At 63.4% G+C, this 13,677-nt stretch carries 10 protein-coding genes and 1 pseudogene; 5 read left to right on the plus strand and 6 right to left on the minus strand.

What is annotated here, in order from left to right:
- Positions 1-176: 176 nt before the first annotated feature.
- Positions 177-1,997 carry an N-acyl-D-amino-acid deacylase family protein gene (locus MJO58_RS19390; RefSeq protein WP_239723353.1) on the plus strand — a complete coding sequence of 607 codons (1,821 nt, stop codon included), beginning with the start codon at positions 177-179 and terminating at the stop codon, positions 1,995-1,997.
- A 7-nt stretch (positions 1,998-2,004) separates the two neighbouring features.
- On the opposite strand, the pseudogene MJO58_RS19395 reads toward MJO58_RS19390, so the two are convergent.
- A pseudogene (locus MJO58_RS19395) lies at positions 2,005-2,168 on the minus strand ((2Fe-2S)-binding protein); the annotation flags it as partial.
- 66 nt (positions 2,169-2,234) lie between these two features.
- Here MJO58_RS19395 and MJO58_RS19400 point away from each other — a divergent pair.
- The gene (locus MJO58_RS19400) at positions 2,235-2,918 is read left to right on the plus strand and encodes a TetR/AcrR family transcriptional regulator (protein WP_239723354.1); all 684 of its coding nucleotides are present in this window, start codon (positions 2,235-2,237) and stop codon (positions 2,916-2,918) included.
- 5 nt (positions 2,919-2,923) lie between these two features.
- Here the strand turns inward: MJO58_RS19400 and MJO58_RS19405 are convergent, their stop codons facing one another.
- The gene (locus MJO58_RS19405; protein ID WP_239720593.1) at positions 2,924-4,072 is read right to left on the minus strand and encodes an epoxide hydrolase family protein; all 1,149 of its coding nucleotides are present in this window, start codon (positions 4,070-4,072) and stop codon (positions 2,924-2,926) included.
- Between the two features lie 89 nt (positions 4,073-4,161).
- Here MJO58_RS19405 and MJO58_RS19410 point away from each other — a divergent pair, with 89 nt between their 5' ends.
- Positions 4,162-6,144, plus strand: coding sequence for a flavin-containing monooxygenase (locus tag MJO58_RS19410; protein WP_239720594.1), 1,983 nt, complete (start codon positions 4,162-4,164; stop codon positions 6,142-6,144).
- A 109-nt stretch (positions 6,145-6,253) separates the two neighbouring features.
- On the opposite strand, the gene MJO58_RS19415 is transcribed toward MJO58_RS19410, so the two are convergent.
- Entirely contained in the window at positions 6,254-8,662 is a 2,409-nt protein-coding gene (locus MJO58_RS19415) for a Nal1-like putative serine protease (protein ID WP_239720596.1), read from the minus strand.
- Between the two features lie 298 nt (positions 8,663-8,960).
- Between MJO58_RS19415 and MJO58_RS19420 the strand changes: the two genes are divergently transcribed.
- On the plus strand, positions 8,961-10,700 hold the full coding sequence (locus MJO58_RS19420) for a DUF3556 domain-containing protein (RefSeq protein WP_239720597.1): 1,740 nt from the start codon (positions 8,961-8,963) through the stop codon (positions 10,698-10,700).
- Positions 10,701-10,857: 157 nt separating this feature from the next.
- Here the strand turns inward: MJO58_RS19420 and MJO58_RS19425 are convergent, their stop codons facing one another.
- Positions 10,858-11,085, minus strand: a complete 228-nt coding sequence (locus MJO58_RS19425; protein ID WP_090609456.1) for a DUF3618 domain-containing protein — start codon at positions 11,083-11,085, stop codon at positions 10,858-10,860.
- A gap of 104 nt (positions 11,086-11,189) precedes the next feature.
- Here MJO58_RS19425 and bcp point away from each other — a divergent pair, with 104 nt between their 5' ends.
- Positions 11,190-11,663, plus strand: coding sequence for a thioredoxin-dependent thiol peroxidase (gene bcp, locus MJO58_RS19430; RefSeq protein ID WP_090604745.1), 474 nt, complete (start codon positions 11,190-11,192; stop codon positions 11,661-11,663).
- 24 nt (positions 11,664-11,687) lie between these two features.
- Here the strand turns inward: bcp and MJO58_RS19435 are convergent, their stop codons facing one another.
- Positions 11,688-12,014 carry an MmpS family protein gene (locus tag MJO58_RS19435; protein ID WP_259608714.1) on the minus strand — a complete coding sequence of 109 codons (327 nt, stop codon included), beginning with the start codon at positions 12,012-12,014 and terminating at the stop codon, positions 11,688-11,690.
- 149 nt (positions 12,015-12,163) lie between these two features.
- On the minus strand, positions 12,164-13,540 hold the full coding sequence (locus MJO58_RS19440; RefSeq protein WP_239720601.1) for a cytochrome P450: 1,377 nt from the start codon (positions 13,538-13,540) through the stop codon (positions 12,164-12,166).
- Positions 13,541-13,677 lie beyond the last annotated feature (137 nt).

Raw genomic sequence — 13,677 nt, forward strand, 5'->3', positions numbered from 1 at the left:
GCATCCCCAGGCTCGTCGAGGGTCTGCGCACGATCATACACTTTAGACTTTTGTATGGTGTGATTTTCGGCCTGCTGCGGAGTTCATCACCATCCACGTACGTCAGCAGCGTATGGTCAAGCGAGCAGGTGAGCAGCGCCAGGCGCGACTGCCGATCTAGATGGCGAGGGACGGGTATGTCATACGACACGATCATCCGAAACGGACGGTGGTTTGACGGGACTGGAGCGCCCTCGGCCATCCGCAATATCGGAATTTCGGGCGGGCACGTGACCGCAGTCTCGACCGACAACCTCGACGAAGCCGGTTGCCCCAACGTCATTGACGCATCCGGAAAGTGGGTTGTCCCCGGGTTCCTCGACATTCACACGCACTACGACATCGAGGTCCTCGAAGGCCCCGGGTTGGCAGAGTCGGTCAGGCACGGCGTGACAACCGTGGCAACGGGATCGTGCTCGATATCAACCATTCACGTCGATGCCGAAGAAGCCGGCGACCTCTTCGGCCGAGTCGAGGCGATCCCTCGCGAATATGTGATCAAGTCGATCGGCGCGCACAAGACGTGGCGCAACGGCGAGGAGTACATCGCGGCGATCGAGGGACTGCCGCTGGGCCCGAATCTGTGCTCCTTCATTGGACATTCGGATATCCGCACCGTCACCATGGGGCTCGACCGCTCCACCAACGACGACGTCAAGCCGACCCGCGCCGAAGTGGCGCGCATGGAGCGGATGCTGACCGAGGCGCTCGATGCCGGCTTCATCGGTTTGTCGACTAATCAGCTCCGGTTCGACAAACTCGACGGGCAGACGTGCCGGTCGCGCACACTGCCGTCCACCTACGCTAAATGGCAAGAGAACCGCCGACTGCAGACGCTGGTGCGCACCCGGGGCCGCGTCCTGCAATCGGCTCCCGACATCGGCATGCCGCTGCGGATGGTGGTCCAGGCAGTGCAGTCGATCGGGTTGTTTCGCACGCCGCTGAAGACCAGCCTGCTGGCTGCGGCGGACGCCAAGTCAAATCCTGTCGCGTTCTACTTCCTCAAGGGACTGGCCACCGCGGTCAATGGGCTCGGCGCTGACTTCCGCTTTCAGCATCTGCCGGTACCGTTCACCGTCTACGCCGACGGCATCGACTTCGTCATCTTTGAGGAGTTCGGATCGGGGCAGGAAGCGATGCACCTGGCAGACTGTCTGGAACGCGACGAGTTGATGCGCGACGAGGCCTACCGCCGGCGGTTCCGCAAAGACTACGACCAGAAGTTCGGAATTCGGGTGTGGCACCGCGACTTTTTCGACGCGATGATCACGGATTGCCCGGATCGGTCAGTCGTCGGAAAGTCGTTCGGCGAGGTCGGCATTGATCGCGGCGGCCTGCACCCCGTCGACGCATTCCTCGACCTGGTACTCGAACACGGCACCAAACTTCGCTGGTTCACCACTATCTCCAACCACCGCCCCGAAGTACTCAAGAAGTTCGCCACCGAGCCCTACACCCAGTTGGGATTCTCGGATGCCGGTGCGCACCTTCGGAATATGGCTTTCTACAACATGGGCCTGCGGCTGCTCAAGCACGTGCAGGACGCGGCAAAGGCCGGAAGACCTTTCATGACAGTCGAACACGCCGTACATCGCCTCAGTGGCGAAATCGCCGACTGGTATGGGATCGACGCCGGCCACCTGCGCATCGGCGATCGGGCGGACCTGTCGATCATCGATCCCGAGCGTCTCGATGACTCCCTGGAGGAGTACGCCGAAGAACGCGTAGAACAGTACGGCGGGTTGTCCCGCATGGTGAATCGCAACGACGCCACCGTCGTCGCGGTGTTCGTCGGCGGCCGGCAGGTGGTGGCAAACGGCGTACCCACCGACATCCTCGGGAAGGTGCGTACCGGCAGCTTCCTGCGCGCCGGCCGGCGATCACCTGCCGTGGCGCCGGCGTCCACCGCGCGCAGCGGCGCCGCCGACGAGAACGCGAACGGATTTGCGCGTCGGTGAGGTGCAGTCAGCCCAGCGCTCTACCCAATTCCTGGGCGAAAACGCGGACCATGTGCTGAACGCCAATCTCGTTGCGGCCGATGATCATATGATCATGCTGGCCATGGCGGACGCCCTGTCCGCTTTGCGGTAGCTCGCGAAGTCTTCATCGCCCGCCGCCGCGTGCACTGCCCCTTCGTTGGGGTCGTGGGCGATCACGGCAACGCGCTGCAGTGGACGTATGGAATCCTGTTGCTGATGCGAACACATGGGTGGTCGGGCGCCACGCCGGCCGACGATGAGGAGGCAATCGCCCGTATCCTCGACGCCGCACGGCGCCGGATCGATCTATCCGGCACGGACTTCGGCATTTCCGACGTGGCGAAGGACGTCGGCGTCACCCGTCAGACTGTCTATCGCTACTTCCCCAGCACCGAAGCACTGTTGTTCGCGACGTCGATCGCGGAAGTCGGCCCGTTCCTGGACAGCTTGGCCGCCCACGTGCACAAGATCCACGACCCGGCCGAAGCGGTAGTCGAGGGAATCGCCCACACGCTGGAAAGGCTTCCCCACGAGCGGTACCTGAGCCTGCTGTTGACCCCGGGCAAGGCCAGCACATTTTCGGCCGGCGTCACCTCTGACGTCGCGATGGCGTTCGGACGCTCAATAGTCGAGAGGTTCAACGTTGACTGGGACAGTGCAGGGCTCGTCGGCGATGAACTCGATCGGCTGGTCGAGTTCATGCTGCGGATCTTCCAATCGTTGGTCATCGATCCTGGGCGCCCGCCACATCGAGGCCAGGAATTGCGAGCGTTCCTGCGCAGGTGGGTTGCGCCGGCGATCTCCCTCAACGCTCCGCTCAGTCCGGCCGCCCGACCGAACAAAAAGACGACTAAGGGTGCCCCGCAGACGAAGTCACGCACCAAGGCCAAAATCCGTTAGGTGAGTCAGAAGATCCCTTGTTCTCGCAGCGTCTGCCCAAATGCGTTGACGTCGGCCGCAAAGAGATGCGGCTGCTCGAAAGCCGCGAAGTGACCGCCTCGCTCCTGGACGGTGTAATGCAGCAGGTTGTAGCGCTTCTCGGCCCATACTCTCGGGACCCGCATCAGTTCATACGGATACACGGCGTAGCCGGTCGGAACGTCGACCCGGCCCGTCCACTCGCTCAGGGCGCCGGTGCCCGCTCGCGCCGCTTCGGCGTACAACCTGGCCGCAGACGTTGCGGTACCGGTGAGCCAGTACAACATCAGGTTGTCGATCAGCCGGTCAGTTCGGATTGGCATCCCGTCGCGGATGTCGCTCCACGCATGAAACTTCTCCAGGATCCAGCCGGCGAGGCCGAGCGGTGAATCATTTAGTCCGAAACCCAGCGAGTGCGGTCGGGTCCCTTGCAGTTCCATGTAGGCCGTGCCGCCGGCCATCCGCTCCGCAGACGTGATCATCGCAGCCAGTTCAGTCTCGGTCACGCCGGTCATCGCGTCGGAGCCGTCACCGTCGAATGGCGAGAACAGCATGTTGGTGTGGATGGCGGCCACCCGGTGCGAGAAGTGCTCGCCTAGGTAGCGGACGACGAGCGCGCCCCAGTCGCCGCCTTGCGCCACGTATCGCGAATATCCGAGTTGACCCATCACGTCGTCCACTGCGGCCGCGACCTTCGCCGTGTCCACACCCCGTTCGGTAGTCGGCCCGGAGAATCCATAACCCGGCATGGAGAACACGACGACATGGAACTGCTCACGGAGCAGCGGAAGAACATCGAAGAATTCGACGATCGAACCGGGCCATCCGTGGATCAGCACCAACGGAATCGCGCTGTTATCAGCCGATGGAACGTGCAGCAGGTGCACCCGCTGTCCAGCGGCAGTCGCAATAAAAGATCCCCACCCGTTGAGTTCGGCTTCGGTGGCCCGCCAGTCATAGCCGTCACGCCAACGGTCGATGAGCGACCGGAGCGCCGCCTGCTCGGTTCCGTAATCCCATCCGGCTCCGTCGAGTTCGTCGGGCCACCGGGCGGATTCGAGGCGCCGCCGCAGATCGTCCAAATCACCGTCGGCGACCGAGACCTTGAAGGGCGTGGGCTCATGGACCGCTGCCATTCGACCTCCTTCAGCTGTATCCGACATGATGCTAACGTACGGCTAGACATAAATGATGATCTGTCTAGTCATGCGGAGGCATTGTGCAGGTGACTGCTTCGTCATCGGAATCGACAGACCTCGGCCGATTGCTCGGTCTCCCGTTCGATGACGCCGATGACGTCATCCGGGACGCCGTCGACCAGGCGAGTGTTCCGGCGTTGTTGATGTCGATGGTGCACATGACCGGCGATATGGGCTTACTGGAGGAACTTCCGCGACCATTCATGCTGATCGCGATGGATCTGCAGGGCGCGATGAGCGAGCCCGACAAAGAGTTGGTGCGTAACCGCGCCTTCGAGGTGATCCGCGACTACCGCGACCGCGGCTGTCCCCCGCCGTTCATTCCGAATGCCGAACAGATGCGGGTGATGTTCGAGGCGATATCGGCCGGGCAGGTCACCGAGGAGTATCTGGACTACGTCGCCGCGGACCTGCGGTTCAGCGATGCCGATCAATGCGGGCCGGTACTCGAGTCCACGCCCGAGCAGCGGGAAGCGTTCCCCGTGGTCGTCATCGGGTGTGGCGAGGCCGGCCTGCTGGCCGGCATCAAGCTCCAGGCGGCCGGCCTGCCGTTCACGATCATCGAAAAGCAGTCGGCGGTGGGTGGAACCTGGTTGGCCAACCGCTATCCGGGCTGTCGAGTGGACATCGCCAACCAGTATTACGCGTACTCGTTTGAGCCACTTGACCATTGGACGCATTACTTCTCCGAGCAGCCCGAGATCCTGCGGTACCTGGACGGCGTTGCCACGCGCTACAACATCGCACCCGACGTGCGATTCAACACCGAGGTGACCGGTGCGGACTGGGACGAGGAATCGGCAACCTGGCGGGTGGCGATCCGAGCGGCGGACGGTACCGAGGAGACACTGAGCGCGCGCGCCCTGATCTGCGCGGTCGGCCAGTTCAGCAACTCGGTGATTCCGGATATCAAGGGGGCCAGCGATTTTCGCGGGCCATCCTTCCACACAGCCGACTGGCGCGACGACATCGACCTGACAGGTAAGCGGGTAGCGGTCATCGGAGCAGGCGCCAGCGGATTCCAGCTCGTGCCCGCGATCGCCGACTCGACTCAGCACGTCGACGTCTACCAGCGCACCCCGCAGTGGATGGCGCCCAACCCGATCTACCACGAGGCCATCCCCGAGGGCGCCAGGTGGGCGATCCGCCATCTGCCCTACTACGGAAGGTGGTCACGGTTCGTGTCGTGGTGGCCGATCGCCGACGCACTCGACGAGCAGGTGAGGATCGACCCGCACTGGGACGACGGCGGACTCTCTTGCAGTGAGTCGAACCACGCGATTCGCGAGATGTTCATCGCCTGGATGCGGGTCTTCTGCACCGATGAGGGACTCCTCGCGAAGGTGACCCCGAACTATCCCCCGATGGGCAAGCGAACATTGCAGGACAACGGAACCTGGCTCACCACACTTCAACGCGACGACGTCGAGCTGATCACCGACGGCATCGCGGAGATTACGGCTGACGGCGTACGCACCGCGGATGGCATACATCGACCCGCCGATGTGCTGGTGTGGGCGACCGGTTTCGACGTCAATCACCAACTCGGGCCCATCAATGTCCGGGGACTCGACGGACTAGAGCTGAACGAAGCCTGGGGCGATTCCGCGTACGCCTACCTGGGTGTCACCGTGCCCGGGTTCCCCAACTTCTTCTGCATGTTCGGCCCCGGCACCAACGCTGTGAACGGGGCCAGCATTATTTACAACTCGGAATGCCAGATGCGCTACATCATGGGCTGCATCGACATGGTGCTGGCGGGCGGTTTCGGCTCCGCAACGGTACGCGCGGACGTGTGCGACGACTACAACCGCCGCAGCCAGCAACGGCTCAAGGAGATGGTGTACACCCACCCGGCGGTCTCCAGCAGCTACTACAAGAACGCCGCGGGCCACGTGCCGACGTTGTATGGGTTCCGGATCTTCGACTATTGGAGATGGACCAACCGCCCAAACCCCGGCGACTACGAATTGCGCCGCACCGGAGTTGCTCTCGGTCCGGAAGCATGATGACGTATGTGCCGACTCGCATACTCCAACGGGGCACTGAGTCGCGAGGCCGGGTAGTGGGTTTGTCTCCCATGGCTGATGACCAGGGCTGGCCGCTGACCCTTCGCTCTTATCGCTTGGGCGCCGGTCGCTTCGCCGTGGCCTTGACTCCCCGGGCTTTCGTCGCCGCCCGCTTCTGAGCAGTCTTGTTCTTGGGAGAACTGCGGGCTGGGGCGTCGCCGTGGGGAGCCGGAGGCGGATGCTGCGGAGCGTCGGATCCTGGAAGGTCGTCCTGTCCCAAATAGGCAAGGTGTAGCGACCGCAGAAAATCCTTGTCCTCGTAGATCGGCATCAAGTCAGTGGCGCCGTCGAAAACCGTGGTCAGCCATGCCGAGCTTTTTGACGCGCCGGAGAGCTTCCAGGCGGCCGCCCACATCGCGCCAAGCGTCACGGCTCCCGCCGCAATGACTTCGATGGTCTGCTCGCCGCAGTTCTCCCAGAGCGCGTCCAGAACCGCGGCGGCCTTGGTGGCGCTCTTGCCTCCGCCTGGGCGGGCGTCGTCGTAGATCTGGCAGATCGTCTCGGGAGGCAGCGTCTGCTGGGCGAAAATCATCAAATCCATTGCCGCCTTCGCGGCGTCGCGCGGACTGTGAATCGCGCGGGGCGTGAAGCTCAGGTTCTTGATGGCATCGCCGATCCGGGCCGCGATGTCGTCGGCATGCGCGTCCACCATGTGGTCCTCATACGTGGCATGCACGCCGGTGCTGGCCCCATTCAACCCATCGGAGTGTTGGGAGGAATGCAACGGCTGGCAGGCGTCGCCCACATAATGCGCCAGGCAGCCGGCCGCGGCGAGAAAACTTGCGCCGTCTCCGTTCTTCGCGAATTCCACAATCTGGGCGAAGACCTGCCAGACGCGAAATGGTAGCGCCCCTTGGTTATTGGACCTTGCTGTCGACGCACTGGGAAGCGGCGCATCTTGATAGAAGCTCAGCCAGGTGCTGTGATTCAGCGAGTCCTCGTCGGCTTCATAGCGCGCAATCAGCGTTTGGCCGTCGCCGCCGGGAAGATCGATATCGGCGTAGTGGTTCCAGTTCTCCATCGCCCGCGCGACTTCCGGCTTGACCCGGTTGATATTCGTCTTCCACACCACGTCCGGCACGTCGCTGAGCGGGACGAAATCCTTGGCCTGCAGATGTGTCGCCAGTGCGAGTTGCTCGTCGCTGCTGAAACTGAGGTTGTTGATGTTGGCAATGAAGAATTTCTGCAACGCCTGGTTTCCCACCAGGAAGCAAGCCTGCTGACCGATTTTAAAGTGCCCCACCGGTCCCCAATACTGAAAGCGTTCGGCCGCGGGTCCGGCGAGCAGATCGAGATTGAGTTCCCGCAGGATCACTGCCATCGACGTCGCCAGCGAGAACTGCAGGAATTGGCCGGCACCCGGACCGTTGCTGATTCGCTGGCCGCCCCACTCCAGCCCGAACGGCGAACGCTTGTCCGGCTCCACGACTCCGTCCAGGCACCACAGCGACCCGGAATCGCCCGGCTGCGTGACCAGCGGGCCCGTGTCATCCGATCGCGTGCCGATGACGAAATTGGCGACATAGTCCCGCCCACCGACCGACTTGTATCGATAGAAAAGGGCTTTGACCTCTCCGCGCATTTCTCCGCTGGCGGCGCCACGCCCGGCCACCGGCTTCCCGATCCAGGACAGCGAGGCGGTGCCGGCGCTGAAATCCGCCACGTCGCCGATCGATTGAGTGAGCGCGTCCGCCTGCCAAATGTTGGCATCTTCCAGCCGGACGATGGCGGCATCAATGTTCACTACGGCGTCTCTGCCGGGCAGGCTGGGGTACACATCCGAAAATGTGCGCTCCGTCAGGTTGGGCGTTCCAAGAGTGCTCCCGACCACCATGGGAACACCGCGTATTAAAGCTCGTACGGGCCGCCCCACCTCGCCGGCGAGGTGGGTGTTGGTCAGGACATAGAAGTCACTGCCATCCGAAACCATGCAGGCAATCGTGCCCATCCGGCGCATGCCCTGGGCGTCGACATAAACAGGCGAACCGACGCCGAGCGAACTGGCCGCGAGCAGGCTCGGGTCGAGCGCGCGGGCCGGGAGATCGGCGGACTCCGCGAGGACCACGCAAACCGGAACAATGCGCCCGTCCGCCATATACACAAACGGTGGAACCACATCCTCGGGCCGTTTGATCAGGTCCTCGAGGGTTTGCCATTGCTTGACAAACACCAGAATGCACGGCCACGACCATCTCGTTACTGTGGAATTCAGCAGGGTGCGCGGTGGTGCCTTGGGGTGGCGTTCGTGGGCCTTACCAGTGCCCGCTTCGTGCACGTCACGGTCGGTGTCACGGATGAGGTAGCGCCCAATCGCGGTGGAGAATACGTTCGTTTTGTGTGCGAGGTGCACGTGAAACTGGTCGCGGGCATCCAGCAGATCACGGACGCCGAGCGAGTGAAAGTCGCTGGCGCACAGTTGTTTGTGATCTTGTGACAGGTTGTGTGTGGTGTGACGCATGGACTTGCCTCCGCGAAGCTTTCGGCTGTCAACTTGCGAGTCTCTGTGCGCCGGTCCAACTCGACCGTCGCAGCGAATTCGGGGACGCCACCAGTCGTTAACCGGGCCGCGTTCTCTCGATCAGCGGGTCCGGGCTTCGAAACCCTGACGGCGCTCCACTAGAACCCCGAACGCATTGGGTCGTCATTGTCTGCCTGGCAAATCCTATCGCGCGATGGTTGGCGGGAGTAGTTTTTTTCCTCGGTGCCTGGCTGATGACTGGCACCCCTGGTGAACTAGCCGCGCCGAAGGAGCCGCAATGGGGTTCATTAAACCCAACCTGCCCGTCGTCGACCTGGCCGAGTGGAGCAAGTTGCCTCGCGCCCAGCGGATCATCCCGATGCAACGCCATGTCGCCGAGAACGGTTTCGGCACTCCCCTGATCATGCATTTGATGTACGGCGTGAAGATCGCGCTCTACATCCTTGGCGGCTGGTTCTTCGGATGGTGCACCACGGGCATCGGCGGCTTCGGCGACGTCCGCACGTGGTGGTCGGAACCGATTGTGTTCCAGAAGGCCGTGCTGTTCACCATGCTGTTCGAAGTCGTCGGTCTGGGTTGTTGTTTCGGGCCGCTGGCCGGGCGCTACTTCCCGCCGATGGGATCGATCCTGTATTGGCTGCGGCCCGGCACCATCCGGCTGCCCCCCTGGCCGAAGCGAGTGCCGCTGACCAAGGGCATCGACCGGACCCCGTTCGACGCGTTGCTGTACGGCGCGCTGCTGGTATTGCTGACGATGGCACTGGTATCTGACGGGTCCGGCCCAATTCCGGCTCTGGGCACGGTAATTGGCGTGCTGCCGCGGTGGCAGACCATCGCGATCCTCGCGGTGTTGGCCGCAATCAGCCTGCGCGACAAGGTGATCTTCCTGGCCGCCCGCTCCGAGGTGTACGGGCCGCTGGCGCTGGCGTTCCTGTTCGTCGGGACCGACATCGTCATCGGAGCCAAGCTCGTCTTCATGGTGATCTGGCTGGGCGCGGCCACATCGAAGATCACCAGACACTTCCCGTTTGTGATCTCGACAATGTTGGCCAACAATCCGTTCCTGCCCTCGGGCGTGCTCAAGCGATCGCTGTTCAAGCGTTATCCGGACGACCTGAGGCCCAGCGCGTTGTCGGGTTTCATCGCGCACTTCTCCACTGCGATCGAAGGTTTAGTGCCACTAGCGCTGCTCTTCTCCCACGGCGGCTGGCCGACCGCGATCGCCGCGTTCGTGATGATCGTGTTTCACCTGAACATCCTGCTGGCATTTCCGATGGGGGTACCGCTGGAGTGGAACGTGTTCATGATCTTCGGTGTGCTGTGGCTGTTCGTGGCGCACGCACAAATCGGTTTGTCGGACCTGACCAGCCCCTGGCCCATCGTGCTGTTCGCGGTCATCACGACGGTCGTCGTGGTGGGAAACCTGTTCCCGCGCAAGGTTTCATTCCTGCCCGGCATGCGTTACTACGCCGGCAACTGGGACACCACGGTGTGGTGCGTCAAGCCCGCGGTGGACGACAAGTTCCGCACCGGGTCCCGTGCGCTGGGCCCGATGCAGCACCTGCAACTCGAGCGGCTGTACGGCAGCAAGGAGGAGACGCTGATTCCCCTGCACCTCGCGCTGGCGTTCCGCGGCATGAACACCCACGGGCGGGCGCTGCTGACACTGGTGCACCGGGCGCTGGCCGGCTACGACGAGGACGACTACAACCTGTGCGAGGGCGAGGTGCTGTGCTCGATGGTGCTGGGTTGGAACTTCGGCGACGGCCATATGCACAACGAGTGCCTCATCGAGGCGCTCCAGCAGCGCTGCGGCTTCCAGCCCGGCGACGTGCGGGTGGTGATCCTCGACGCGCAGCCCATCCAGCGGCAGCGGCAGGAATATCGGCTGGTGGATGCGGCGACGGGTGAATTCGAGCGAGGCTACATCGACGTCGACGACATGGTCACCACCCAACCGTGGGCCGACGATCTCCCGGTGCACGTGCAGCGCAGCGCCGCAGCCGACGCCGCCTGACTCAGCGGTCGCCACGCGCCGACGACAATAGCCGGCGCCGGCATGGCCCGAATCGAGTGTGCGGCTACGGCGACGATTCGGTGATTTTCGCGCCCGGGCCGCACAGCCAAAGCCACGGAGTCACAGTCGACGGCCGCGCTTGAGGGGCTGGGCCGCGTCAGCGGTTCCTGACCCGGCGCACCACGATCACGACGACGATCGCACCGACACCGGCCAGAGTGACGACGACGGCGGGCTTGGTGACAAACCCGATCACCCGGATTTTGAGATCGTCGGCAAGACGGCGAGGGTTAGCACGCTCGGCGAGTGAGTCGACGGTTGCCGCGAGCTGGTCGCGGGCGAGGTCGATCTCCTGCTTGATGGCTTCGGGGTCCCGGTCGGCCACGGTCCTGTCCTCCAAGTACTCCATAGTCGGCGTTGTGCACCTGAGGCACTACCCTAGATCAGCTGGCCTTGATGCCAGCGCGCCGGGAACAGAAAGGACCCACGTTGACCGAGACCACGCGGCTGGCGCCGGGCGACAAAGCGCCCGCCTTCAGCCTTCCCGACGCCGACGGAAACAAGGTGTCGCTGGCCGACTACAAGGGACGCCGTGTCGTCGTGTACTTCTACCCGGCGGCCTCGACGCCGGGGTGCACCAAGCAGGCCTGCGACTTCCGCGACAGCCTCGCCGAGCTCAACGAGGCCGGCATCGACGTCGTCGGGATCTCCCCCGACAAGCCGGAGAAGCTCGCCAAGTTCCGCGATGCGGAGGGGCTGACGTTTCCGCTGCTGTCCGATCCCGAGCGCAAGGTGCTGACGGCCTACGGTGCCTACGGCGAAAAGCAGATGTACGGCAAGACGGTCACCGGCGTCATCCGGTCTACCTTCGTCGTCGACGAAAAAGGCAAGATCGCCGTCGCGCAGTACAACGTGAAGGCCACCGGGCACGTCGCCAAGCTAAGACGCGATCTGTCGGTGTAACCGACTGGGACACAAGCGTTCTGACTACGGGTTACCGATCGTCGAGCACTGGACCATGTTGTCCTCGCCCGCCCCGGTGCCGGACTTGGTGTCCTTGACCGTTCCGTTGACGCTAACCGTGCATGCCGTCTTCTGGCCGGTGGGATTCGCGGTCACGACGAACATCGACGTGGGGCTGGCGTCCTTGTTCATAAACGAGAAAGACCACGGGACCGGCTGATTGGTCAGCCTCTGCATGACGCCCGCTGCGTCGTAGTACGTAACCACCGCCAGCGGGGCATCCGAGGTCACGGTATACCCAACCGCGTCGCCCACCGCGGCCACCGCGCCCGGCGCGGTCGAGAGTGACACTCCCACTACTAACGCGGCGGCTGCAGCAAACCTTGTCCTACGCATCGGCGCTCCTCTATTTGCCCCCGCTGATGGCTACTCTGCACCGGTTTTGCCGTTTCGACAAGTCCGACGACAGCGGCCCGGAAGTGGGCAGGCAAAGAAACGCATCAGTCGCCGATGACGGCCGCCGCCGTGTGCTCGGTGATGGGCCGCGCGCAGCCCTGTTCGTCGCAGACCCGCTGCAGCTTGTCCAGCGTCTCGTCGAGCCCCGACCCGAGCCGCTTGCCGGGGGTGAAGGTGGCCGGCAGGTGCTGCATGCCCTGGATCACGCCGATGGTCGGATAGTGCACGGTGCCCTCGGGGTCGCAGCGGTAGTCGGGCATCCGGTCGAGCACCGCCGTAAGCATCGACTTGAACACCACGCGCGCGACATTGGAGCCGATGCAGCGGTGGATGCCGAGCCCGAAGCTGAAGTGCCGATTGTTCTTACGGCCGAGGTCCAAACGATTCGGATCGGGAAACACCGAGGGGTCGCGGTTGGCCATCGCCCAGGACAGCCACAGGCGATCGCCTTCCTTGAAGCGTGTGCCCGCTATTTCGAGATCGGCGGCGATCGTGCGACCGTCGCCCGGAGCAGGCGTGAAGTACCGCAGGAACTCTTCGGTCGCCGAGTCGAGCAGCGTGTCCGATTCGCGCCGGAGCAGCTCGCGCTGCTCGGGATTTTCGCCGAGCCATTCGAGTGCGTGCGCGGTCAGCGCGGTCGTCGTGTCGAAGCCTCCGCCAATGATCAAGCCGAGCATTCCGAGCAGCTCGCTGTCGGGGGCGGGTTCGCCGTCGATCTGAAGTCTTGCCAACGCATCCACCAGGCCGGGGCGCGGGTTCTCCCGGATCTCGAGGAGGTGATTGAACAGGTCCGCCCCCATTGCCATGGTTTGCTCCAAAACCCTTGGTGCGTCCGGGGAATCGGCGGGGGTGTAAACGTTGGCGTGGGCCGGTTCGCAATAGAGCTGCCACTTCTTCAGCGGAACGCCCATCATCGCCAGGGTCAAGACGGCGGGCACGACGTTCGCGAGATCGTCGACGAAGTCGATCCGCCCTCCTTCGATTTTCTCGTCGATGCTCGCCCGCACGATCTCGTCGACAAACGGCTTCCAGCGCTTGACGGCTGCCGGGGACAGGTAGGGGTTGAGGATGCTGCGGTAGGCGGAGTGCTCGGGTTCGTCCATCTCGAGCATGCCGCCGCGGACGCCGGTTCCCTGCGGCAGCGTGGGAATCGTGATGCCCTTATAGCCGGTGCCTTCGCCGGTCACGTCGTGATCGTTGGACACGTGCGGGCATCGAGCGAGCTCGAAGACTTCCCGGTTGCCCGCGGCCACCCAATGTCCGTCATAGGTGTCGGTCCACGCCAGCGGGCAGGTGGCATGCATCTCCTCGGTGATCGCGGTGAACCGTTCGCGGTACTCCGGAGTGTGCCGATCAAAGTGGTAACGGTTGGTCTTGCCGGCCTTATCTGCCGTGTCGGTCAGTGTGTCTTCCGTAGTCACCGTGGCCTCTCCTGCGGACGAGCGGCTGCCTATAGAAGCAGTATGCGGCGAGACGGTCCGTCTACAAAGTAATTCTGGACCCCAATTGGGATCGGTAGCCGGCCGCGATCGTCAGAATTTTCGGTAATGGATTGCCG

Source organism: Mycobacterium lentiflavum, from assembly GCF_022374895.2.
In the GTDB taxonomy this organism is placed as follows: Bacteria; Actinomycetota; Actinomycetes; order Mycobacteriales; family Mycobacteriaceae; genus Mycobacterium; species Mycobacterium lentiflavum.